Origin of the sequence: Nostoc sp. TCL240-02, from assembly GCF_013343235.1 — a bacterium.
Taxonomy (GTDB): domain Bacteria; phylum Cyanobacteriota; class Cyanobacteriia; order Cyanobacteriales; family Nostocaceae; genus Nostoc.
Genome location: NZ_CP040094.1, coordinates 6,294,097 through 6,319,582 on the forward strand (window position 1 = coordinate 6,294,097; position 25,486 = coordinate 6,319,582).

Here is a 25,486-nt window from a genome sequence, read left to right on the forward strand (position 1 = left end):
TCGCTTTTAAGCTATTGAGATTGTCAAAAAAAACGTTAATTCCTCATGGCAGTTGGTTACATTGGCTCTCCGTACTGCCTTAGAAACGTTGCAATTTTAGTAAAAAAAGAGGATTTTAGTCCGATGACCATCGCAGTTGGACGTGCGCCCAGTAGAGGGTGGTTTGACGTTCTAGACGACTGGCTCAAGCGCGATCGCTTCGTATTCGTAGGTTGGTCAGGGATACTATTATTCCCCTGTGCCTTCCTAGCACTAGGCGGTTGGCTGACCGGTACCACCTTCGTCACCTCTTGGTACACCCACGGATTAGCCTCCTCCTACCTAGAAGGAGCTAACTTCTTAACAGTGGCAGTATCCACCCCCGCTGACAGCATGGGACATTCCCTATTGCTGTTGTGGGGACCAGAAGCCCAAGGCGACCTCACCCGTTGGTTCCAACTGGGTGGATTGTGGCCATTCGTTGCCTTACATGGAGCCTTTGGTTTGATTGGCTTCATGTTGCGGCAATTTGAAATTGCGCGTCTAGTAGGAATCCGTCCTTATAACGCCCTCGCCTTCTCCGCTCCCATTGCAGTATTCGTCAGTGTATTCCTGATGTACCCCTTGGGACAATCAAGCTGGTTCTTTGCACCCAGCTTTGGGGTGGCTGCAATTTTCCGGTTCCTGCTATTCCTGCAAGGCTTCCACAACTGGACACTCAACCCCTTCCACATGATGGGTGTTGCTGGTGTATTGGGTGGTGCATTATTGTGCGCCATTCACGGAGCCACAGTCGAAAATACCTTGTTTGAAGATGGAGATGGTGCCAACACCTTCCGCGCCTTCAATCCAACCCAGTCGGAAGAAACCTATTCAATGGTGACAGCAAACCGATTCTGGTCACAGATTTTCGGGATTGCTTTCTCAAACAAACGCTGGTTGCACTTCTTTATGTTGTTCGTGCCAGTCACAGGTTTGTGGATGAGTGCCGTCGGCATCGTCGGTTTAGCACTCAACCTGCGGGCTTATGATTTCGTCTCCCAAGAATTGCGGGCGGCGGAAGACCCTGAGTTTGAAACCTTCTATACCAAAAACATTTTGCTGAACGAGGGTATCCGCGCTTGGATGGCTCCTCAAGATCAACCCCACGAACAATTTGTATTCCCTGAGGAGGTATTACCACGTGGTAACGCTCTCTAATAGACCAAATATATTAGGCGGCAATGGACGCGACCAAGAATCTACTGGCTTTGCCTGGTGGTCTGGTAACGCGCGTTTAATCAATCTATCTGGCAAACTTCTGGGCGCTCACGTTGCCCACGCTGGCTTGATTGTATTCTGGGCAGGAGCGATGACTTTGTTTGAAGTCGCTCACTTCGTTCCTGAAAAACCCATGTACGAACAGGGCTTGATCCTGTTACCTCACCTCGCTACCCAGGGTTGGGGCGTTGGTGCTGGTGGTGAAGTTATCGACACCTTCCCCTACTTTGTTGTCGGTGTACTCCACCTAATTTCCTCAGCCGTCCTTGGCTTTGGCGGTATCTATCATGCCGTCCGTGGCCCAGAAACCTTAGAAGAATACTCTTCTTTCTTTGGTTATGACTGGAAAGACAAGAACAAGATGACCAACATCATCGGATTCCACCTAATTATTTTGGGATGCGGTGCGTTGCTGTTGGTAGCAAAGGCAATGTTCTTTGGTGGGTTGTATGACACCTGGGCACCAGGCGGTGGTGACGTTCGGATTATTACCAATCCGACATTGAACCCAGCAGTTATCTTCGGTTATGTAATCAAGTCTCCTTTCGGTGGCGAAGGCTGGATTGTCAGCGTTGATAACTTGGAAGATGTGGTGGGCGGTCACATCTGGATTGCCTTTATCTGTATTGCTGGCGGTATTTTCCACATTCTTACCAAGCCTTTTGCTTGGTCACGTCGTGCATCCATCTGGTCTGGTGAGGCTTACCTCTCCTACAGCTTGGGCGCTCTTTCCCTGATGGGCTTTATTGCCTCAATCTTTGTTTGGTTCAACAACACCGTTTATCCTAGCGAATTCTTTGGCCCTACTGGTCCAGAAGCTTCTCAAGCTCAGGCTTTGACCTTCTTGATTCGTGACCAACGCTTGGGTGCTAACGTCGGTTCTGCCCAAGGCCCCACAGGTCTAGGTAAATACCTGATGCGCTCTCCAACTGGTGAAATCATCTTCGGTGGTGAAACCATGCGCTTCTGGGATTTCCGTGGTCCTTGGTTGGAGCCTCTACGTGGCCCCAATGGTCTTGACTTGGAAAAAATCAAGAACGATATTCAACCTTGGCAAGCTCGTCGCGCTGCTGAATACATGACCCACGCTCCTCTGGGTTCTTTGAACTCCGTGGGTGGTGTGGCTACCGAGATTAACTCGTTCAACTATGTATCTCCTCGCGCTTGGTTGGCGACTTCTCACTTCGTACTAGGATTCTTCTTCCTAGTTGGTCACTTGTGGCACGCTGGTCGCGCACGGGCTGCTGCTGGTGGTTTTGAGAAAGGAATTAACCGTGATACTGAGCCAGTGATGTTTATGGACGACCTAGATTAGGTTGTAAAGTTTATTTCATCACGGATAACTAAATAATTTAAAAGCTCTTGCGTAAAAGCAAGGGCTTTTTTTATAGGAAAATTAGTAATCTATTGATTAAATTGAGGAACTTACCAAGGTCATTAATACCATGAGCGATTCCAATTTTATTGAGACTTTGCGATGGACATCTGAAGCTAAAGAAAAGTTACAAAATATTCCCTTTTTTGTCCGCACTCAAGCTAGAGCCAGAATTGAACAACTAGCTCGCGAAGCAAACCAAGAGATTGTTACAGCCGATTTGGTAGAACAGGCTAGGCTTGAGTTTGGACAATAAAAAGAAGTCAGGAATCAGGAGTCAGAATTCAGAATTATTTTCCCATAGAAGATAAAGTTTTAATAACGAACAATATTTAAACTTTGTTTCGCTCACGTTCGCATAGTGTCTCGCAGAGAGGGACAAGGTTTTAGCCCAATATTCAGATTCTTACGGACTCACTACCGCTACGCTATCAAAGAGCCATACAGAATTCATGCTGAATTCTGACTCCTGAGTTCTGAATTCTTCTTTGTAAAATATTCTGGAGGTCGTAACAATGACAGTCGCCAAAAATAGAGCAGACCGAGTAATACTTTACGACATTAGCTGGCAACAGTTTGAAAATCTTCTAAAAGACTTGGGAGAGCATCAAGCAGCACGGTTAGCTTTACGAATTATTATCAGCTTCCTCCCACATTCATTGCTGCTAAAAAAGCCTTCTGGCTGACATCTCTGTAAACTGTATTCAAATACTTCATTACCACATCACTCGAAGTTGAGTTTACTGTATTTTCCTCTTCTTTCGCTAGAGGGATTGCTCCTAATACATCTAATACCATCTCGCTAGTAGACGGCGCAATCACTACTAAGGATGACTCTAGTGGCTCATTGTATTGCCAGAAAGAATCAATTTTTACCGAGTATTTATTATTAGGAATTGACTCTTGAATATCGGGTGTTTCTGTGGTAAAGGATTGGATTTTGCCGCTACGTAATTGGCGTAAATCACTGATAATCTGCTCTTTGGTGCGTCCGCGTAATTGAAATAGTACAAATGGGTCTTCACTGAAGCGATCGCCTAACTGATAGTATAGGGCACCAATGTGTTTACAGGGATTTGCTTTATCAGGACAAGAGCATTTACTCTGGACATCACCAAGAGTAAAAGGAAATATCGAAAGACCATTAGCCGTGAACACTTCTTCTATATTTTGTGGCATTTCTCCAGCTAGTAGCTTGGCAGCAAAAATTGCCCTTTGGGACATGGTTTCAATTACATAACCCCACTGTTCATCGGTAAATGGTTCAAGGGAAAGGGAAACTTTATAAGGTTCTACTTCACTACCTTGCACCCTAGCTAATACTTTCGCTCCTTTAAATTCAATGCTCAAAACATTTCCTTGACGAGCATAATTTCTCGCACGTTCTAAACGCTTTTTGAAGCGATAAGAATCTAGCAAATCTAGCCATTGTTGTGACCACCATTCTCGACTTGCTTGTAATGTGTAATTAGTCATAAGTCAATTTAAAAACTTAGTAGTCTGCTATATGAACGAGTTTGTAGTGAGCGCTAAAACGCTCAAATCAAAAATTAAAATCCTGACTACGAACTTATTCTGCATCATCGTCAATTACTGCACTGCGATCGAGTATTAGTAAGTTGCGAAGTTGGTCTGTATCTAGTTCAGTCAACCATTCTTCACCAGCACCTACAACTTGTTCAGCTAGTTGTTTCTTACTTTCAATCATGTCATGAATTTTTTCTTCTAAAGTGCCTGTGCAGACAAATTTATGTACTTGCACATTCCGGGTTTGACCAATCCGAAATACTCTATCTGTGGCTTGATTTTCTACTGCTGGATTCCACCATCTATCAAAGTGGAATACATGATTTGCTCGTGTTAAATTAAGTCCTACACCACCAGCTTTTAGAGAAAGAATCATAATCGGTGGCCCCTGGGGGTCGTGTTGGAAACGGTCGATCATTTCCTCTCGTTGTTTTTTACTGGTGCTACCATATAAAAAGAATATTTCTCGCCCTAGCTGTTTTTCTAGATAGGGTTTAAGTAATTTACCCCACTCAGCAAATTGTGTGAAGATTAAAGCGCGATCGCTTTCAGCTAAAACTTCTTCTAACATTTCTTCTAGCCGCAGAAGTTTGGCTGAATTATGTTGCTCTAATGTTGCTTGTTTCAAATATTGGGCTGGGTGATTGCAGATTTGTTTGAGTTTGATTAGTAAAGCCAAAATCATCCCTCGACGTTGCAATCCTTCCGCAGATGCTATATCTGCTAAAGATTGCTCGACAACTTGTTGATAAAGTGCAGCTTGATCGGCAGTTAGACCGCAAAATACGGTCATTTCTTGCTTGTCTGGTAGGTCTTGAATGATGTCACGATCGCTTTTCAATCGCCGCAGTATAAATGGCTGAACTAATGAACGTAACTGACCCAAAGAAGCCGTATCACCATACTTTTCTATTGGCATGGCAAACCGACGCTGGAAAAATTGCTTATTTCCTAAATACCCTGGATTGAGAAAATCTAAAATAGACCAGAGTTCTTGCAATCTATTTTCTACTGGTGTCCCCGTCAATGCAATGCGAAACGTTGCTTGTAATTGGCGTACCGCTTTTGATTGCTTCGCCTCTGAATTTTTCACATTCTGGGCTTCGTCTAAAACAATTATCTGCCAAGATACACTTTCTAATGACTTGATATCTCGATGAAGAAGGGAGTAGCTGGTAACTATTAAATCGTATTTTTTTACTGCTTCTAAAAATGCTTTACCTTTTGGTCGTTTGTCACCGTGATATTGTAAAATTTTCAGGCTTGGCGCAAATTTATTGACTTCCCTTTCCCAGTTGCCTAAAACCGAAGTTGGACAAACTAATAGTGTTGGATTTTCTAGTGCATCTTGTTCTTTGAGATGTAGTAAAAAAGCAATGAACTGAATAGTTTTACCCAATCCCATATCGTCGGCGAGACACGCGCCTAAGCCCCAACGTTCTAAGAAAGATAGCCAAGCAGCACCACGTTCTTGATAAGGTCGCAACTGTCCTTTAAAGCCTGCTGGTGTGGGCAAAGGTGCGATCGCTTGATTATTGCTTAACGCCCCAATCAACTCTTGCAATGCCCCTGATGCCTCAAAGCTAACCACTGGTAATTTTTCAATTACCTGGGTATCTCCTGTACTAAAACGCAAGGCATCTTCCAAGGAAAGCGCCATTTGGTCTTTGCGAGTGGTAAAAAAAGTTTGGGCTGTTTTGATGTCTTGAGGCCGCAATTCCACCCACTCGCCGTTAATTTCCACTAGCGGACTATTTAAAGCCACAAGTTTATCAAACTCAGCTTTAGAAATAGTTTGTCCACCAATTGCCAATTGCCATTGGAAATTCAGTAGACTTTGCAATCCTAAACGTCCCTGCTTTTTCTTTGGGGTTTCGGCAGTAATTTTTAAACCCAAACGGTTCGCCCATCCTTCACGGTTCGCCAAACTGGGAGGTAAAATTACTCCCAAACCACTGTCTTCCAACCTCCAAGCTACAGCTTTGATAAACTCATAAGCTTGGATGGGGTTGAGACGAGAAGATTGGGGATATTCGGTTTCAAAGCTGGGTGCGATCGCAGGATACAATCGAGATACTACCCCTAAACCTCGCAAAAATGTTTCTTGTGGTTGCTCAATTGTCCGATTTTCATAAACCAAACGTTCAACTGGATTGTTCCAAATAGTTGCCGCATCCACCACAAACTCAGGATCGTCAGCCGCTTGCAGAAAATACGCCAATGTCCAATCTGTTTCGCCTGACTCTGGAGAACGCAGTTGAAAACAGGTACGAAATAGAGTTTTAAGAGTTAATTGGTATTGTAGCGGCATAGTCCAAGCCTTTAGTGCCGCTTCTAATCGTTCTATTTCATTTGCATCTGCATTGACTGCATAAGATTCACTGGTTAAAGCTTGCAACCACTGTCGTACCGCAATTGATAAAGATGCCATCGCTTTAGCTTCAGTCGGAGGTTGAGAACCCACCATTTCTCGCACTTGGGCATCTATCGTACTGTTGAGAAATCCTAAAAGTAATTCTTGAGGTTCAATCGGAAAGTCCACATAGAACAGCGATTGAGAAAACTCCTCCCCAGTCCCCAGTCCCCAGTCGCCAGCCCCCAGTCCCTCCTGATACGTGCGACAAACCAACGGCATATCCGCAGAAAATTTTTCTAGCCGAGTTCCATCTACAGCACTGTCTAAAAGTACTTGCCATTTAGCAGCAAATGCACCATCTGATTGTCGGTCAATTCTTGGTAAGAACTTACACCGCGAGATTAAATCTAAACCCCATCGGGAAACTTGCGACCAAAAACGTAAATCTCCTCCTAAAAAGGCATCTTCTCCTTTCGCAGCATTTAGAGGAATAGCAGCAAGAAATTTTACCGCCTCGCTGGGGTTGAGACAAAAACCCTCAACTCGCCAAGGTTGTAAATATTGTGGGGAGTCTGTTTCTAATCCCAAGCTGGCAGAATGCACGGGGAAAATCGTAGATGTTCCTTCTGCACTGTTTTCAGGTATATAAGTTGGTAGAGCAATTATTTGTGAATGTGTTGGTAAACTGATTTCAGTTGTACTGGCGGTTTTACGCGTTAGCATACCGCCTCCTTTGGAGGTTCGCCCAGTAGCCGCGTTGGCTTTGCCCGCCGTTCGCGTAGCGTCTCGTAGAGAAGGCATCGCAACTTGAGGTTTTTGGATAAAGTTGGTAATCGCCATGTTTTGGGAAACCAACCACTCACTCAACTCCACTGATGTCATTGCCAATGGATGTACTGGAATATCTTCAGATTCATTAGGCTCAAAATTCGCTCGTGGCGATCGCCATGTTTCTCCCCAAATAAATAAACAACCCTTTTGATTTTTTAGTAACCAATTACCGTGTAAAATTGCCATTTGCTAACTACTCAGATTTTCGTAAAATTAAATAATTTAATTCGTAAAACTTTAGTTATTAAATTTTCTCAATAACATTTATAATAATTCCCAATAATCTTTCTGTATAAACATTATTAATAATGGATTTACCCCTAGTTAAAGTTATAAAAAATAACATAACATTAGAACTAGATTATATGCATCCTCAAGAACAGGAGGTTGTAAGAGCATTACTAAATGTTGTAATTGTTGAAGGTAAAACTTATCCCCAAAAGCAACCTCTATCTCCGGCAGAATTTTCAACTTACTGGTTAAGCAAGGATGCCTTTGTTGTCAGGACATCTGGTAAGGATGGTACACACAAGCCAAAAGAAATATTAGGGGCGTTTTATTTAAAACCAAACTTCCCCGGTTGGTGTTGCCATATTTGCAACGCTGGTTTTATTGTACAACCTGAGTTACGCGGTCAGGGTATCGGGCGGTTCATGGGGGAGGCGATGCTCTTGATAGCAGCAAACCTTGGCTACGAGGCAGTAATGTTCAATTTGGTCTTTGAAACTAATATACCTTCAATTACCCTTTGGCAATCGCTAGGATTTGAGATAATTGGACGAATTCCACGTGCAGCGAAGCTAGATAACGAACAGTTAGTAGACGCGCTGATGATGTATCGTGCTGTGGGTTGATGACAACTCTTATCTTTGTATGTACTACAAGTCAGCCCTAGTGCATAAATGTTAGGATTGCCACAGAAAGAGAATAGCGAAAGAGAAGGAAAAAGAACTGAATGGCAGAAGTTGATAAGTCAATATCCTTCGATGGAAGGGATATTCGACTGAAAGTAGGCTTACTAGCTCCCCAGGCAGGTGGGTCGGTTTTGATAGAATCAGGGGACACATCCGTTTTAGTGACAGCTACGCGATCGCAAGCCAGAGAAGGCATTGATTTTCTTCCCCTCACAGTGGATTACGAAGAAAGACTGTATGCAGCTGGTAGGATTCCTGGCGGGATCATGCGGCGGGAAGGTCGTCCACCAGAAAAAACAATTCTCACTAGCCGTCTTATAGACCGTCCCATGCGTCCCTTGTTCCCTTCATGGTTACGGGATGACCTGCAAATTATCGCCTTAACGCTATCGATGGACGAGTTGGTTCCACCCGATGTGCTAGCAGTTACAGGCGCTTCCATCGCTACCCTGATTGCCCAGATTCCTTTTAATGGGCCAATGGCAGCAGTTCGCGTTGGTTTAGTGGGAGATGATTTCATTATTAACCCCACTTATGCAGAAATTGAAGCCGGAGATTTGGATCTGGTAGTAGCCGGTTCTCCACATGGCGTAATCATGGTGGAGGCGGGAGCTAATCAGTTACCAGAGCGAGATATCATCGAGGCAATTGACTTTGGTTATGAAGCGGTACGGGACTTAATCAAAGCGCAGCAAGATTTAGTCGCAGAACTGGGCTTAGTGATAGTGCAAGAAGCACCACCAGAAGTAGACCAGACGCTAGAAAATTATATCCGCGATCGCGCTAACGGCCAGATTAAGAAAATTCTCTCTCAATTTACCTTCACCAAACCCGAACGCGATGCAGCTTTAGATGTCGTCAAGGATGAAATTGCCACGACGATTAAGGAACTGCCAGAAGAAGACCCAATTCGAGTTGCCGCAACTGCAAATAGCAAGGCTCTTAGTAATACTTTTAAAGATATAACTAAGTACTTTATGCGGCGGCAAATCATCGAAGATAACGTTCGCGTTGATGGTCGCAAACTCGATGAAGTGCGTCGTGTTTCTTGTTTAGTTGGTGTCTTACCAAAGCGAGTCCACGGTAGCGGTTTATTTAACCGGGAACTAACTCAGGTATTATCCACTTGTACTTTGGGTACACCTGGGGATGCTCAAAACCTCAACGATGATATGCAGCTAGACCAACATAAGCGTTATCTGCATCATTACAACTTCCCGCCGTTCTCTGTCGGGGAAACCAAGCCAATGCGTTCTCCAGGAAGGCGTGAAATTGGTCACGGGGCATTAGCAGAGCGATCGCTCCTACCTGTATTACCCTCAAAAGAACAATTTCCCTACGTGATTCGCATAGTATCAGAAGTACTTTCTTCCAACGGTTCCACCTCAATGGGTTCAGTCTGCGGTTCCACCCTCGCCCTCATGGATGCTGGTGTACCAATTCTCAAACCCGTCAGTGGCGCAGCAATGGGTCTGATTAAGGATGGGGACGAAGTACGAATCCTCACCGACATTCAGGGCATTGAAGACTTTTTGGGCGATATGGACTTCAAGGTTGCCGGGACGGATACCGGAATTACCGCCTTGCAAATGGATATGAAAATCCCCGGTTTGTCGTTGGATGTTATTTCCCAAGCCGTCCACCAAGCCAAAGCAGCCCGGTTGCACATTCTGGAGAAAATGCTCGCCTGCATCGATGTGCCACGGACTGAAACCTCACCTTATGCCCCACGTCTGTTAACAATCAAGATTGACTCAGACATGATTGGTCTGGTAATCGGGCCTGGAGGCAAGACTATTAAGGGTATCACAGAGGAAACTGGTGCAAAAATTGACATCGAAGATGATGGCACCGTGACAATTTCGGCTGTGGATGAGAACAAGGCGAAGAGAGCCAGAAACATCATCCAAGGTATGACCCGCAAGCTCCACGAAGGGGATGTCTATGCAGGACGTATTACTCGGATTATACCCATAGGTGCATTTGTGGAATTTCTGCCTGGGAAAGAAGGGATGATCCACATCTCACAACTAGCTGACTACCGCGTTGGCAAAGTTGAGGATGAAGTAGCAGTGGGCGATGAAGTGATTATCAAAGTCCGGGAAATTGATAACAAAGGTCGGATTAATCTTACCCGCTTGGGTATCCACCCAGATCAAGCAGCAGCAGCAAGAGAAGCTGCGGCGGTGAATCGGTAACTCGATTTGGGATTTTAGATTTTATCTAAAATCCGCGATGCCTACTGTGAAGGCATCGCCGTATGCTTCTCAAAATTAGTTGCACGAAATTTATTTAAACTCCTACTTGTAAATCTCTTTGATGACTATAAAAGATAAGTAACTAAGCCTAAATAAATTAACGTTTGTAGTAAGTACTTTAGTCCTAATAATCCTATTTTTGAGCAATTTATCCCTCAAAAGTAGGATTTTATTTTATGTTTAATTTTACTATGATTAATTTTAATATTATGTTTAATTTTAACTTCCTACTTGATACCATATAGCGATTCTCAATTGCATTGAAATTGTATGGAAGGGCAGTAAAATTCAAAGCCTTTCTCATTTTAAGCTACGGTGTACATACAACTCTGTACAAGGTATAAAACGAAGTTATATCCTCCTGAATCCACCTTAAAAAGGGGGACTTTGGCTCCTGTAAGACTTACGCAAAAAAATAGTCCAAACTTTGATTGTTAAATAGGGTCAATTCATGAATTGCCCCTACTGCGTGTAATTTTGCGTAAGTTATCTACTATTACGGTAGAGGAAATCTAAATGCTGTGGGACAACTTTAAAAGACTTGTGTAGACAACCTAGCATAACGTCTTTGACAAGAGAAGAGTTAAGCAAAAAGCGGGATAAAAAACACAATTTTTTGAGTCAGGCGAACGCAAATCATTTAACTTTTATGAAAAAAAACAGATAAATTGGCATTTGATAAAACTCATATTTCGATAAAGTTTAGTTATCTAGTAAAATAAAAATAAGAGTTATTTGGGTTTTGCGATCGCTACCAAAGCTCCAATTATTTTTAACTAAAATTTAAGTTATCATCAATAAAGCTAACTTATGTACTTCGCCATTTTCGGTAGTAGATAATGTTTACCTCTAACAGTGTAGTTATGTCTATTCCTAACGACTTATTTATTAGCTCGCAGTTGAATAAATCAGCAAGTATTAAATTAGTAAAGCCTACTTTAATACCACACTAAGTCTAGAGGTTTTTCGTATTTTAATTTATTATTAACTACCTAGAAATAAGCCTTGCTATTAAATACTAAATATGTCATATTAAATACTTCATTCAGAACTAAATATATTGACACAATGTTAGCTACATATCTAAAATCTCTTAATGAGAACGATCGAGTTCTTAACAATGAAGGTGAAGATGTCATCCAAGGATTAATTCAAAGTCCCAAAACTTTACCCCCTAAATATTTTTATGATGATTACGGCTCGGAACTATTTGAACAAATATGTGAATTATCAGAATATTACCCAACACGAACAGAAGCATATATTTTACGTCAATATGCCGATGAAATAGCTCAGATAACAGGTAATTGTGAACTTGTAGAGTTAGGCAGTGGCAGTTCTACAAAAACTATTTTTTTGCTAGATGCTTACCAAAAAATTGCAAGCCACTGTAGATATATACCTATTGATGTTAGTCATGGCATCCTTAAATCTAGCGTACTAAAACTACAACATAAATATCCAAATTTCTTTGTTGAGGGATTAATAGGAACATACGAACTAGCCTTGACGAAGCTAGAATCGACATTTGCAGCATCACGGATGATTTTTTTCTTAGGCAGTTCTCTTGGAAATTTTAATCCACGAGAATGTGATCATTTTTTAAGCCAAATTACTATGACTTTGCAAGCAGGTGACTACTTTCTTTTGGGAATTGATTTACAAAAACCCAAGGAAATTTTGGAGCCAGCTTATAATGATAGTCAGGGAGTAACAGCTGCTTTTAACTTAAATATCCTTTCTCATTTAAATTGGCGTTTTCAAGGTAATTTTAACCTCAGCTTATTCACTCACCAAGCTATTTATAATCAAAATGATGCTCAAATTGAAATGTATCTACATTGCCAAAAGAGTCATGAGGTATCTTTAGAAGCGCTAAATTTACAAGTTGGTTTTGCAGATGGAGAGAACATTCTCACCGAAATTTCTCGAAAGTTTGATTTAGTAATTATGCAAAAACAACTGGAGACACATGGGCTCAAGACTCTGAAAACTTGGACAGATCCCAATCAGTGGTTTGGGTTAATTCTTTGCCAAGCTTAAATTTTGCTTACCCAAATTTGAATTTAAATAGACATATCCATGAATTAGGCTTTAAAGCTTAACTTACAAAGCTTATGGTTTGTTTATGAATGGCACTTACTTACGGTAGATAGGCATTGATCATCCTACAATATCTCAGTATTTTTAGCTATTTTATAAATACTTAAGTAAGTGGCATTTGTTTGTTCATGGATATGTTTAATTTTATTAAATCAAACATATCTGGAAAAAACAAACAGAGTCGGTATGCAATCAACAATTAACATTAACAATTTTTTGATTAAGTTTGTCAAGTAAATCAACCAGAGTGAATCGTCTATATAATAGCAATTGAGTTATATCATGAACAGTCTTCAATCTACTCATCCGCCTAAACTAGATAGTTGCGATCGCCAAGTTATCCTCGATTATTTTGAGAATGCTTGGCAGCTAGAAGATATGCTGATGAAAACTTTAATAGAAGAAGATACATTTTATCTCAATCCCGATCCTTTGAGAAACCCTCTAATTTTTTATCTGGGACACTCGGCTGTTTTCTACATCAATAAATTAATTAGCGTTGGATTATTAGAAAAAAGGATCAATCCAGACTATGAAATCTTGTTTGAAATTGGAGTTGATCCAGAGGTATCAGAGGAATTAAATCAAGCGATCGCTCATTTAGAATGGCCACAAGTTGCACAAACTTGGGAGTATCGAAAACAAGCATATACGGTAATTTACGAAGTAATTAAAACTACTCCGATTACTCTACCAATTCACCCTACTCATCCCCTCTGGGCTTTAATGATGGGGATCGAACACCAGCGTATTCATATTGAAACCTCTTCGATGTTAATTCGCCAACTACCAATTGAGAGAGTGAAACGCCCCCAAAACTGGCAATATGCCCCTTTTAATGGCTACACTGCTCAAAACGAAATGATACAAGTTATAGGTGGGGTAGTCAAACTTGGCAAAGCCTTTGACGATCCGACCTATGGATGGGATATTGATTATGGCGATCGCACTGTTGAAGTAGAATCTTTTTTAGCCAGTAAATATCTGATTACAAATGCCGACTTTAGTTATTTTGTCAAGGCTGGTGGCTACGAAAACCAAGCGTATTGGGATGAAGAATCTTTGTATTGGAAAACTGAAAACAACATCAAATATCCCAAATTTTGGATACCTCAAAATGGCAGTTACAAGTATCGAGCCATGTTTGATGAAATTGACTTACCCTTAGATTGGCCTGTAGAGGTCAATCACTATGAAGCAATAGCTTACTGTCGTTGGCAAGGTAAAAATACCCGTTTAATGAGTGAAGCTGAATATCATTTAGCAACTTATAGTAATGGTTTGGTAGAAGATGTAGACAATTACAATATCAATTTAAAATTTGGCTCACCTAGTCCAGTAGGAATGCTAGAAACTGCCAAAAGTTATTCTGGTTTGTACGATTTACGCGGAAATGTTTGGGAACACTTGAGTGATAATTTAAATCCCTTACCAGGATATAAACCTCATTTTCTTTATGAAGATAATTCTGCAATATTTTTTGATAATAAACATCAAATGATGTTAGGAGGATGCTGGATAACTAATGGTACAGAAGCTTTAAAATATTATCGCAACTGGTTCCGTCCTAATTTTTATCAACACGCCGGTTTTAGGATTGTTCAAGATATCAAGCATTAAGCCCAATATGAGGTTTTACAAAAATAATTTGCAGGATACTAATAGTTACAGAATAGCAGTTTTTACATCTTCCATTTTCCCCTGTAATTACCAAGCTCAATTTTAGTTGAGATAGCAAACATATTAGTAGCCCAACATCCAGGGAAAATAGACGAAAAATTTCCCTACAATGGAATTAGATTCATGCGAACCATCTTTGTATTTTAATGGCAACGTAAAAACAGGAAATTATTAACCATGAGACCAAATCCTATTCCCCCACAACCTGGTCAAGAGTCAGTTTGGGATTATCCGCGTCCGGCTCGTTTAGAAGATACAGACAAATCAATTCGGATAATTGTTAATAATATTGTTTTAGCAGAAACAAGTAAAGCTAAAAGAGTCATAGAAACTAGCCATCCCCCTTCTTATTACATTCCTTCAGAAGACATTAAACTAGAATATCTGATAGAAACACCTAAAAAAACTTGGTGTGAATGGAAAGGTAAGTGTCAGTATTATGATATAAGCATCGGTGATAAGTATATAAATAACGCTGCTTGGCGATATTTTGACCCCACATCTGATTTTGTAATGATTCAAGAATACTATGCTTTTTATCCTAGCTTAATGGATGCTTGCTATGTAAATGATGAGCTAGTTATGTGTCAACCCGGTGATTTTTATGGCGGATGGATTACCTCTGATATTGTCGGGCCATTTAAAGGTAGTCCAGGAACAATGGGTTGGTAATTTTGGACATAAAATTAATGAGTCAAAATTTATTGGCAATTTTGACTCATTAATACAAAGTTTAGATAATTCCTTAAAAAGAGTAGTTGGGGGATTAAAAGCTTGTAGGAAAACTTGAAGAAACTTGTGTGTACGCTGGAGCCAAAAATTTAAATATGGGTTCTCTAGATTTAAAGTTATCAATCAATCTAAAGTATTAGATAACTTCATGGTAATATGCTCCAAATAAGCTACAGGGAACATAATTCCTGGCTTTTTTGTAGGAGAGTTTAGGGTGTTGAATAATCTGTCCCAAAATCCTTGAATTCCATAGTTTTTCTTGAAACAACTATGGTGAAGATCGTGAAAATCTGATGGAACAAAAAATATTGATAAGGAACTATGACCTTCAAGGTTGTAAGCATTACCTATAATAGTCCAAGCACATAGTTGGGTGATGTCATACCCAAAGATAAAAATAGGCAAAAGGTCTGTAATAGTAACAATAATATATTCAGTCAAACTCTTATGTCCAGCAACAAAACTTGATGAGTCGGCAAACTCATGATGTTTTAAATGTATTTTTTGTAAAAACTTTCTGTGAAGTAGCGAATGGGAAACGTAAAAACAGAAATCAGCAACAATTATTCTCATCAAAAACCATCCAAGGTTTGAGAGCAAACTATTTCCTCTATTTACCTCTGGCGCTATGTAGAGGATAATTAAAGCTGCTATGAGACTTTTGATTTCTCCAGTAATGATGCCTTTCGCAGTAAACGAAGGAAATGGTTGTGTTTTGACTTTCTTAACTCTGGCAGTTAATTTCTCTCTTAAACTATCATTGTTTTTAATTACCTTTTCGATGAAAAGACCAATGCTATAAAATGAAATAGAACCAACAGTCCAGTATACCAGCACTTGAGTTATAAAATTGAGTTCTATATTGTGCAACAACCAATAAAATATTTGCTGAACAATGGTGCAAGTAATAGCAATTTTTAGATAAAATTCAACCTCGAAGCAGAAATTAAAAAACTTTCTCATACCTGCATCCTTTTAGTAGTTATCGAATTAAAGCCTTTTTGCAAGTATAAATTATTTATTTTTGGATTTCACCTGATTATAAATAGGGTTTCTCAATTGTATAGGATAAGAACAGCCCCTTCTGGCTAGCGTTGGTGACTAAGTCTCAAAGCCTGAAAGAGAAATGGAAGTGATACCAAAATCATCGCATCCATAGATAATGTGTAGCGACTTACCGCAGTGTACAAGAAGCGCAATGTAGCAATCTGATTTGTAGGTATCCATTAGGCGATCGCAAAAATTTTCAGTCTACTAACATTTGTAATTATTTTATCGCTATCTACTTAGTGACAGAATTTTTGTGACTAGGAAATTTTTAGTGATTAGAAATTTTAAACATAACGCAGCAAATGATACAATTCGGATTGGATTAATGCGAACTTCTTTTACCTTTTAATTGCAATGTGAAAAAAGATATGAAATTACCAAAATCAGATTAAGTAAGTGGGCGTAAATAATTGCCGTTTGGATAAGGCAATAGAAAATAGGCAACAAGTAATAAATATAAGGGTTTTAGCCTAGTTCATTTTTATTTACATAGTTTGTTTTTATTGTGCCAACTTACTTCGTAGAACTTTCCCAACTAAAAATCCTCAATTCAGAAGGCGCTGACTGGATATAGGAAAACCAACATTCTCTATGCGATCGCATTCTCTATGGATGTAAAGAAACATTATTCAATCAATTAATTTGATGCAAATTGAAAATACATTGCGTTTAAAAGGAATAATGCTGCTTATCCTTGTTAATGTAATTAGCGCTACAACTTTTCCATTAACTAAAGACATCGTTAGTAGTCTTTCACCAAGTGCATTGATTGCTACACGCTTTGTCATAGCAGCAGCAGTTTTTGCTGTAAATTTACGTAATATTAACGCACTTTTACTTCGTGATGGTACAGTACTAGGTCTTTTCCTTTTCTTTTTCTTAGCTATAGAAACAATTGCACTCAAGACTATACCAGCGAATCGGGCTGCATTCATTGGCAGTTTGAACGCACTCATCGTCCCGCTACTAGCATGGCTGAGTGGTCAGCGCGTACCGTTGAGAACTTTCCTAGCTGCTGGAGTCGCTGTAATCGGTATTGGCGTGATGTTTTGGGAAGGGGGAGAACTAGGAATTGGCGATCTGTTGATGTTCGTTGATGCTTTTGTCTATGCAGGCTACATAATTTTCCTAGACCGGGTTGCGTCTCGTCACCCCACCTTAACGCTTACCAGTGTTCAACTTCTGTTCATTGCAGTGCTAGGTTTACTCTGGAATAATACCCAAATTCTTAACCAATTTGAGGTAATTCACCAGCACTGGGGAGTGATTGTCTACTTAGGGCTGTTGGCAACGGCTGCTGTTATCTGGCTGCAAACATTGGCACAGCAATGGGTTTCAGCCGGCGAAACAGCTTTACTTTATACACTTGAGCCATTGTTCGCCACAATTTTCTCGTTTTGGCTACTTGGAGAACATCTGGGAATACGCGGTCTAATTGGCGCGATTCTTGTCTTAGTTGCTCTGCTTCTAAGCCAGAGCCCTCAAAAGCTTGAGCCGGAAGCAAAAGTTGAGGTACAGAGCAGTTAACGAGCTTTTACCTCAAAGTGAAATCTAACTAAGCCAAGTTTGAAATTTGGAAGCAAGAAATTTAAACATAGTAGGTTTTTATCTATGAATACAATAGAGTCAATTTCAGCTGTAAAGCTCAATTTTCATGTCACGATTCAGGAAACAGCAAAAGGAAGAGGAGTATTTGCTACGAAAAAATTTGCCAAAGGGGAAACCGTTGTGGTGGGTATCCCAATTGAAGAAGTTCCCCAACGAACAATTTATTCCTTTCAGATGGATTTTAATTTGTATGTCAACTTAGATGAGCCTGCTGTCGTAATTAATCATTCTTGCGATCCAAATACTGGTGTAAGTAACAATCAGTTTGGGGGATATGACTTCGTTGCTTTGGGCGATATCGAAGCAGGTGAAGAAATTACCTGGGATTACGAAACCACTGAATATGAATCAATAGCTGTCTCACGGTGCTTGTGCAAATCTCTATCCTGTCGAGGGAAAACATTAGGATTCAAATTCCGCAAACAAATGTTGCGCGATCGCTATGGAGAGTACATTGCAGATTATCTCAAAATCTAAAGCAAATAATGTTATTTAAAATGCATCTATCTACGCAATTTTAAATAACATTTATAGCTTCATAAAAAATAATTTTGCGTAATTTCAAAATCATTGTAGAGACGTTGTAATGTAACGTCTCTACATTCAGATCCTTGTTTTGCTTAAGCTTTTTTCAACCAGCTAAACATAGCGCGTAAATCTTTACCAACTTCTTCAATTTTATGTTCAGCTTCTTTACGACGCATGGCGGTAAATCCTGGTTTACCAGCTTGGTTTTCTAGAACGAATTCTCGTGCAAATTGTCCAGATTGAATTTCGCTGAGAATCTTTTGCATTTCAGCCTTGGTTTGTTCGGTAACAACCCTTGGACCACGGGTATAATCGCCATATTCAGCAGTGTTAGAAATGCTGTCGCGCATTTTAGCTAAACCACCTTCTACAACCAAGTCAACAATCAGCTTGACTTCATGCAGACATTCAAAATAAGCCAATTCTGGTTGATAACCAGCTTCTACCAAAGTTTCAAATCCGGCTTTGATTAAAGCACTCAAACCACCGCACAATACCGCTTGTTCGCCAAATAAATCGGTTTCGGTTTCTTCGCGGAAAGTTGTTTCAAGAACACCAGCGCGAGTCCCACCGATACCTTTAGCATAAGACATGGCGCGATCGCGTGCCTGACCACTGGCATCTTGATAAACTGCAAATAACGCTGGTACCCCTTCACCACTTTCATAAGTCCGGCGGACTAAATGCCCCGGCCCTTTTGGTGCTACCATCACCACATCGACGTTAGCCGGTGGTACAACTTGCCCAAAGTGAATATTAAAACCGTGGGCAAAAGCTAACACATTCCCTTCTTCTAGATTGGGTTCAATCTCGTTTTTATAAATCGTTTTTTGAACTTCATCAGGTAACAAAATCATGATGAAATCAGCAGCATTGGCAGCATCTGCAACGTTTTTCACAGTTAACCCAGCTGCTTCAGCTTTTGCGACTGACTTACTACCCGGATATAGTCCCACAATCACATTCAAACCACTATCTTTGAGATTGAGAGCGTGGGCATGACCTTGGGAACCATAGCCGATGATAGCAATAGTTTTTCCAGCCAAAAGGTCTAAATTGGCATCTTCGTCATAATACATCCGGGCCATAGAAGCATCTCCTGTCAGCAAGCATCGTCATTTATTGGCAGCTTACGATTGTACCTCAAATTGAGTAACACAGATGAATTATCAATCATTCAATTTGTCTCTATGGACTGAGGGGGGAGGAGCAGGGCACAAATGACTAATGACAAACAATGACAAACTCGTTACATAAATCGCAACAATGCAGATTTTGAGTTTTACTTCAGTAATACTGGGGTTAACTTCATCTATCTGGGGGTAGATTATGCATACTTCGACTAAATTACCTCGCACATCTGCTTTGTTTATAAGTGCATTATTGGGAGGGGTAATTTTCACCAGTTGCGCTTCTTCGGATCGATCAACCACTCAGTCTGCACCTCAAATTGCAGCAAATGGCGGGGTAAATCAATTAAGTGCCCGTGAAAACAGTATTTCCCAAAAGGCGGAAACTGCACCAATAGCGCGTTCTCGTCCCCAACTCATCAAAAAGGCAGCAATCTCTTTGACTGTCAACTCTGTAGATCGAACTGTCGATGCTGTTTCGCAAATTATCAATCAACAGCAAGGGGATTTAATCGGGTTGAAACAACAACAACCCAAAAGTGACAACCCACGTTACACAGCAACAATCCAATTGCGGATACCAGAGAATCGGCTAGAACCTACCCTAGAGCAACTAGCTAAATTGGGCACTCTTGAGAGTCGTAATATCACTGCCGAAGATGTAGGCGATCGCCTAGTAGATTTCCAAGCTAGATTAACTAATTTGCAAAAAACTGAAGCCAATTTGCAAAAAATTATGGATCGCGCTGGTTCTATTAGAGATGTGCTTAGTGTTTCTCAAGAACTGAGTAATGTCCGGCAAACCATAGAACAAATTGATGCCCAACTGAAAAACCTCAACAATCAAGTTGCATATTCCACTATTACGCTGAACTTAGAAGCAGCAGTTTCTAGTACCAGTCCGCAACCTGCTTTGGGTTTGCAAGTTAAGGAAACTTGGAATAACTCTACCCATTCTTTGAGTGCATTTTCCGTTGGCTTACTTAAACTGGGTATTTGGTTAATTGTTTACAGCCCCTATTTGTTAATTTTTGTTGCCCTTATCTATGGCTTTAGGCGTTGGCGGCGAACTCATTCACCACGTTTGACACAAACACCAGAGTCCACTATTTCTGACTAAACTTGCATAAATTCTACATCTACCTTTGATAAATCTACATAGATAAACAGAAATTGAAATCTTTCAAACTCTTATTGTCTGTACCTTTCTCTTAAACAATTTTGTTTATCCTGTAGTCTCGATTACTTTAATATTTTTTCAAATGTAAAGAGCAATACAAAATATATGATGACAATTTTGATACAAATCTGTTAAGAATAGTTACAATAGTCGGCATACACGATAATATTTCTTATGGTAAATTCACTTGACAATAATCCACCCCATAAAGTAGTAATTGTTGGCGGTGGTTTTGGTGGACTTTATGCAGCAAAAACACTCGCAAAAGCGGCAGTAAACGTTACTCTGATTGATAAACGTAACTTTCATCTATTTCAACCCCTTTTATATCAAGTCGCCACAGGTGCGCTATCTCCTGCTGATATCTCCTCACCGTTGCGTTCTGTCCTCAGCAAGAGCAAGAATACGAAAGTGCTGCTGGGAGAGGTGAATAACATCGAGCCAGAATCAAAACAAGTGATGGTAGGCGACGAAGCAGTACCTTACGACACCTTAATTGTCGCCACAGGTGCGAAGCATTCTTACTTTGGCAAAGATAACTGGGAAGAATTTGCTCCCGGCTTGAAAACAGTAGAAGATGCGATAGAAATGCGTAGCCGGATTTTTTCGGCCTTTGAAGCTGCAGAAAAAGAAACCGATCCAGAAAAACGCCGTGCTTTATTAACTTTTGTAATTGTGGGTGGTGGCCCAACTGGTGTAGAGTTAGCTGGTGCGATCGCCGAATTAGCAAATCAAACTCTCAAAGATGATTTCCGCAACATCGACACCTCAGAAGCCAAGATTTTGCTATTAGAAGGTTTAGATCGGATTTTGCCACCCTTTGCACCAGAGTTATCACAAGAAGCAGAAGCATCTCTAAAGCGCTTGGGTGTGGTTGTGCAGACAAAAACATTGGTAACGAATATTGAAAATGATATTGTTACCCTCAAACAAGGCGATGAAGTTAAAGAAATTGCCTCAAAAACGGTATTATGGGCAGCAGGTGTGAAAGCTTCCGCAATGGGAAAAGTCCTAGCAGAACGCACAGGTGCAGAATGCGATCGCGCTGGACGGATTATCGTTGAACCTGACTTGAGTATTAAAGGACATCCGAATATTTTTGTAATTGGCGACTTAGCAAATTTTTCTCATCAAAATGGTAAACCGCTACCTGGTGTTGCACCTGTAGCCAAGCAAGAAGGTGAATATGTAGCAGAACTAGTCAAAAAGCGGCTTGTAGGTAACAATTTGCCACCCTTTGCTTATACCGATTATGGTAGTTTGGCAATGATTGGGCACAATTCTGCTGTAGTCGATTTCGGCTTTATGAAGCTGAAAGGTTTCGTTGCATGGCTGTTTTGGCTATTGATTCACATCTACTTCTTAATTGAATTTAACAACAAATTAGTAGTAATGATTCAGTGGGCATGGAACTATTTCACCCGTAATCGTGGAGCAAGATTGATTACAGGACAAGAATCAATCACGGAGTTCCAAATTGGCGATCGCAACATTTATTACGCATCAGCCGATAATAAACAGCCAGTAAATATCTAATTTGTCATTTGTCATTAGGCATTGGAACTGACTATGTAATTTTTCTCCCCCTGCTCCCCTGCTCCCTCTGCTCCCCACTCCCCGCCCTCATAAATTAGCAGTAAGCTATTTGAGGGCGTTTTTCATAATCTACATAATGGCAACTATTAACGACAACTACCTGAAGCTGAAAGCGGGTTATCTGTTTCCAGAAATTGCTCGGCGGGTGAATGCCTTTGCAGAAGCCAATCCTGACGCTAAAATCATTCGGCTGGGCATTGGTGATGTTACCGAACCTCTGCCGGAGGCTTGCCGCACAGCGATGATTAAAGCTGTGGAAGAAATGGGCGATCGCAATACCTTCAAAGGTTACGGCCCAGAGCAAGGTTACGCATGGTTACGGGAGAAAATTGCTACTCACGATTTCCAAGCACGGGGAGCCGATATAGATGCTTCCGAAATCTTTATCTCCGATGGTTCTAAGTGCGACACAGGCAACATTCTAGAAATCTTTGGTCATGACAACATAATTGCCGTGACTGACCCTGTTTACCCTGTGTATGTAGACACTAACGTTATGGTGGGAAATACAGGAGATGCCAACGATAAAGGCGAGTTTGAGGGCTTAGTTTATCTACCAATTACGGCTGATAACAACTTTATCGCAGAGATTCCCTCAAAGAAAGTCGATTTAATTTATCTCTGCTTTCCCAATAACCCCACTGGCGCAACTGCTACCAAGGAATATCTCAAAGCATGGGTAGACTATGCCAAAGCTAATAACTCGATTATTTTCTTTGATGCAGCCTACGAAGCTTACATTACCGATCTATCGATTCTCCACTCAATTTATGAAATAGAAGGTGCAAGAGATGTTGCGATCGAATTCCGGTCTTTTTCCAAGAATGCAGGCTTTACAGGAACTCGTTGCGCCTTAACCGTTGTACCGAAGACACTCACAGCAAAAGCTGCCGATGGTTCCGATGTCGAACTGTGGAAACTCTGGAATCGTCGCCAGTCTACCAAATTTAATGGTGTTTCTTACATTGTTCAACGGGGAGCCGAAGCGGTTTACTCTGAAGAAGGGCAAGCACAAATCAAAGGATTGGTTAATTTCTATCTCGAAAACGCCAAAATTATCCGCGAGAAACTCACAGCCGCCGGATTGTCAGTTTATGGTGGCGTGAATGCACCTTACGTCTGGGTAAAAACTCCTAATAGTTTATCCAGTTGGGAATTCTTTGATAAGTTACTGCAAACTGTCAACGTTGTAGGAACACCTGGTTCTGGGTTTGGTGCTGCGGGTGAGGGTTACTTCCGCATTTCGGCATTTAACAGCCGGGAGAATGTCGAAGAAGCTATGAAGCGGATTACCGAGAAGTTTAAGGTGTAAGGCGATCGCTTTTGTTAAACTCAATCTATTAGTCTAAAGGTTACGGTGGGCTGTATTATCCACCGCAACCTAATAGATAATTATTGAGATTCAGCTTATTGATATTTTGTAGGGCTTACGCAAACAATAGTCAAAATCCTGATTCTCTGGTAGGGGCAATTCATCTAGACGCAAAGCGGCTTCCCGCAGGGTATTGCCCCTACATGTGTAGTTTTGCGTAAGTCCTATTTTGGTTATGACTTCTGCAATTCCCGTTTTCAAAGCTGTTAGCCAAACGCAGTTAGCACCTGGTAGCGCGGTGACTATTCAGTTAGTTTGCAACAATTTGAATCTATTTTAGAAGAATTGGGACAAAAAAGAACTACACGAATTGCCTACAGCCAAGGTACTTCAGAAAGTATAGATATGTAGCACCATATTTGTTTTTCTTACATAAAATATGACTACTCTGACTATACGATGCCAACAGAGGTAAACTATACACTTTCCCAATTATCCATTCATGCATCAATAAATTATTCCTGAAAATTGCTTACTCTTTCTTCTCCATATCAGATAAATCAATTTTTGGCTCAACTTTTTCTCGTACATAATTAGCCAAAGTTACCCCTTCTTCTAAAGATACAGTAGAGTATTTACTCAACCCAATACGTTGTGCAGAGTAAATTCCAGAATGACCTGAAAATAAATAGCTTACTACACAACCAATAGCAATAAATACCCCCGATTCTAGACCAAATAATTCAATTCCCATTAAGGTTGATGCTATCGGTGTATTTGCTGCACCCGCAAAGACACCCACAAATCCCATTCCTGCTAATAATGGTGCAGGTAATGCTAAAAATAACGACAAAGCATTACCTAAAGTTGCACCAATAAAAAACAAAGGTGTTACTTCTCCTCCTTTAAAACCTGCGCCTAAAGTTAGGGCAGTCAAACCTAATTTGGCTGCAAAATCCCAAGGAGGTAGCTGAGTGAAAAAAGAATCAACGATAGTAGGGATACCAAGCCCAATGTATTTAGTTGTGCCACTTAACCCAACAATTACTGCTATTATCGCACCGCCTATAAAAGGACGCATTGGAGGATAAGATATCTTACTTTTAAATAAGTGACTAATCTGGTGAGTTACTTTAGCAAAGAATCTCGCTACAATTCCAAAAATTGCACCTGCAATAATGGCAGCAATCAGTCCCCAAATTGTGAGCGTCGGTATAGACGGAGCGTATCGGTATGCGGTATGATGCAAACCAAATAACAAGGTGACTTGATTACCAACGAGCGCAGCAATCAAAGAAGGGAAAAGAGCAACATAATGAATTTTCCCAATTGCTAAAACTTCTAGACCAAATACGGTTCCAGCTAAGGGAGTGCCGAAAACTGAAGCAAATCCTCCACTGATACCTGCTGTTAACAAAATTCGCCGATTGGCTCCTTTTAAATGTAATATTTTAGTTAATTGGTCTGCTAAAGAAGCACCCATTTGTAATGCTGTACCTTCCCGACCGGCTGAACCTCCAAATAAATGTGTCAGGTCTGTTCCTAGCAAAACCAGAGGAGCCATACGAAAGGGAATAACACTTTTGGGGTTATGGATTTCTTCAAGTAAAAGGTTATTTCCAGCTTCTACAGTCCGACCGAATTGATGATAAATCCAACCACTTAAGAAGCCACCAAGGGGAAGTAATATGATAATCCAGCGATGGGATTCTCGCCAATCGGTTGCCCATTCTAATGATGCTAAAAGAGCCGCAGAAGCCGTTCCAGCAAGAATGCCAACTACAACAGAAATAGGCAACCACTTAATTATGTGTGGTAATGCAATAAACGGTTCAAATTGACGAAACAGTCTCGTGAATACACTGGCGAACATTCCATGACTCCTTGAGATGCCATTTGTAGACTTACACTTTCTACAGGGGAGTCAGGTGATGTCTTTAACCAAGCCCTACTCTCCCGCAGCTAGCGAAGAAAGTAGGAGCCATTAGCCTTTCAGTGATGATTTTTCGGACTGAAAAGGCGGTTTGGGCGAGCTCCATCGCCATTGATTTAAGGATACCATTTTTG

At 40.8% G+C, this 25,486-nt stretch carries 19 protein-coding genes and 1 riboswitch; of the genes, 14 read left to right on the forward strand and 5 right to left on the reverse strand.

From position 1 onward, the window contains the following. Positions 1-123: 123 nt before the first annotated feature. The 4 genes from psbD (at position 124) to FBB35_RS35135 (ending at position 3,300) form a co-directional block, all read left to right on the forward strand. Complete coding sequence (gene psbD / locus FBB35_RS26810; protein ID WP_012409998.1) at positions 124-1,179, forward strand: photosystem II D2 protein (photosystem q(a) protein); 1,056 nt, start codon at positions 124-126, stop codon at positions 1,177-1,179. After that, positions 1,163-2,554, forward strand: a complete 1,392-nt coding sequence (psbC, locus tag FBB35_RS26815; protein ID WP_174712172.1) for a photosystem II reaction center protein CP43 — start codon at positions 1,163-1,165, stop codon at positions 2,552-2,554. Before psbD ends, psbC begins: the two co-directional genes overlap by 17 nt. Before the next feature lie 130 nt (positions 2,555-2,684). Continuing rightward, on the forward strand, positions 2,685-2,870 hold the full coding sequence (locus FBB35_RS26820) for a PCP reductase family protein (protein WP_174712173.1): 186 nt from the start codon (positions 2,685-2,687) through the stop codon (positions 2,868-2,870). Between the two features lie 259 nt (positions 2,871-3,129). After that, entirely contained in the window at positions 3,130-3,300 is a 171-nt protein-coding gene (locus tag FBB35_RS35135) for a hypothetical protein (RefSeq protein ID WP_254625699.1), read from the forward strand. Here FBB35_RS35135 and FBB35_RS26830 read toward each other — a convergent pair. Together FBB35_RS26830 and FBB35_RS26835 are read right to left on the reverse strand one after the other, a co-directional pair. After that, positions 3,254-4,090, reverse strand: coding sequence for an SWIM zinc finger family protein (locus FBB35_RS26830; RefSeq protein WP_174712174.1), 837 nt, complete (start codon positions 4,088-4,090; stop codon positions 3,254-3,256). The genes FBB35_RS35135 and FBB35_RS26830 overlap by 47 nt on opposite strands. Before the next feature lie 94 nt (positions 4,091-4,184). Beyond that, a complete protein-coding gene (locus FBB35_RS26835; protein WP_174712175.1) occupies positions 4,185-7,514 on the reverse strand; it encodes a DEAD/DEAH box helicase in 3,330 nt (1,109 codons plus the stop codon). 122 nt (positions 7,515-7,636) lie between these two features. Here FBB35_RS26835 and FBB35_RS26840 point away from each other — a divergent pair, with 122 nt between their 5' ends. The 5 genes from FBB35_RS26840 (at position 7,637) to FBB35_RS26860 (ending at position 14,955) form a co-directional block, all read left to right on the forward strand. Further along, complete coding sequence (locus FBB35_RS26840) at positions 7,637-8,182, forward strand: GNAT family N-acetyltransferase (RefSeq protein WP_174712176.1); 546 nt, start codon at positions 7,637-7,639, stop codon at positions 8,180-8,182. Positions 8,183-8,283: 101 nt separating this feature from the next. Continuing rightward, positions 8,284-10,440, forward strand: a complete 2,157-nt coding sequence (locus tag FBB35_RS26845; protein ID WP_174712177.1) for a polyribonucleotide nucleotidyltransferase — start codon at positions 8,284-8,286, stop codon at positions 10,438-10,440. Between the two features lie 1,128 nt (positions 10,441-11,568). Beyond that, the gene (gene egtD / locus FBB35_RS26850; RefSeq protein ID WP_174712178.1) at positions 11,569-12,543 is read left to right on the forward strand and encodes an L-histidine N(alpha)-methyltransferase; all 975 of its coding nucleotides are present in this window, start codon (positions 11,569-11,571) and stop codon (positions 12,541-12,543) included. Positions 12,544-12,885: 342 nt separating this feature from the next. Then, positions 12,886-14,223 carry a 5-histidylcysteine sulfoxide synthase gene (gene ovoA / locus FBB35_RS26855; RefSeq protein ID WP_174712179.1) on the forward strand — a complete coding sequence of 446 codons (1,338 nt, stop codon included), beginning with the start codon at positions 12,886-12,888 and terminating at the stop codon, positions 14,221-14,223. Between the two features lie 237 nt (positions 14,224-14,460). Continuing rightward, complete coding sequence (locus FBB35_RS26860) at positions 14,461-14,955, forward strand: DUF427 domain-containing protein (protein WP_174712180.1); 495 nt, start codon at positions 14,461-14,463, stop codon at positions 14,953-14,955. A 183-nt stretch (positions 14,956-15,138) separates the two neighbouring features. Here FBB35_RS26860 and FBB35_RS26865 read toward each other — a convergent pair whose 3' ends face one another. After that, positions 15,139-15,978 carry a sterol desaturase family protein gene (locus FBB35_RS26865; protein ID WP_174712181.1) on the reverse strand — a complete coding sequence of 280 codons (840 nt, stop codon included), beginning with the start codon at positions 15,976-15,978 and terminating at the stop codon, positions 15,139-15,141. A 768-nt stretch (positions 15,979-16,746) separates the two neighbouring features. Here FBB35_RS26865 and FBB35_RS26870 point away from each other — a divergent pair. Then, the gene (locus tag FBB35_RS26870) at positions 16,747-17,592 is read left to right on the forward strand and encodes a DMT family transporter (protein ID WP_254625700.1); all 846 of its coding nucleotides are present in this window, start codon (positions 16,747-16,749) and stop codon (positions 17,590-17,592) included. Positions 17,593-17,676: 84 nt separating this feature from the next. Further along, complete coding sequence (locus FBB35_RS26875; RefSeq protein WP_174712183.1) at positions 17,677-18,150, forward strand: SET domain-containing protein; 474 nt, start codon at positions 17,677-17,679, stop codon at positions 18,148-18,150. A gap of 143 nt (positions 18,151-18,293) precedes the next feature. Here the strand turns inward: FBB35_RS26875 and ilvC are convergent, their stop codons facing one another. Next, entirely contained in the window at positions 18,294-19,289 is a 996-nt protein-coding gene (ilvC, locus tag FBB35_RS26880; protein ID WP_174712184.1) for a ketol-acid reductoisomerase, read from the reverse strand. Positions 19,290-19,530: 241 nt separating this feature from the next. On the opposite strand from ilvC, the gene FBB35_RS26885 reads away from it, so the two are divergent. The 3 genes from FBB35_RS26885 (at position 19,531) to FBB35_RS26895 (ending at position 23,419) form a co-directional block, all read left to right on the forward strand. Then, on the forward strand, positions 19,531-20,451 hold the full coding sequence (locus tag FBB35_RS26885) for a DUF4349 domain-containing protein (RefSeq protein WP_174712185.1): 921 nt from the start codon (positions 19,531-19,533) through the stop codon (positions 20,449-20,451). Positions 20,452-20,685: 234 nt separating this feature from the next. Then, on the forward strand, positions 20,686-22,047 hold the full coding sequence (locus tag FBB35_RS26890; protein ID WP_174712186.1) for an NAD(P)/FAD-dependent oxidoreductase: 1,362 nt from the start codon (positions 20,686-20,688) through the stop codon (positions 22,045-22,047). Between the two features lie 136 nt (positions 22,048-22,183). Then, positions 22,184-23,419, forward strand: coding sequence for an LL-diaminopimelate aminotransferase (locus FBB35_RS26895; protein WP_174712187.1), 1,236 nt, complete (start codon positions 22,184-22,186; stop codon positions 23,417-23,419). Positions 23,420-23,951: 532 nt separating this feature from the next. Here the strand turns inward: FBB35_RS26895 and FBB35_RS26900 are convergent. Continuing rightward, positions 23,952-25,292 (reverse strand): voltage-gated chloride channel family protein, encoded by a 1,341-nt coding sequence (locus FBB35_RS26900; RefSeq protein ID WP_174712188.1) that lies wholly within the window; start codon positions 25,290-25,292, stop codon positions 23,952-23,954. A gap of 95 nt (positions 25,293-25,387) precedes the next feature. Beyond that, a riboswitch (Fluoride riboswitch) is annotated at positions 25,388-25,471 on the reverse strand. Positions 25,472-25,486 lie beyond the last annotated feature (15 nt).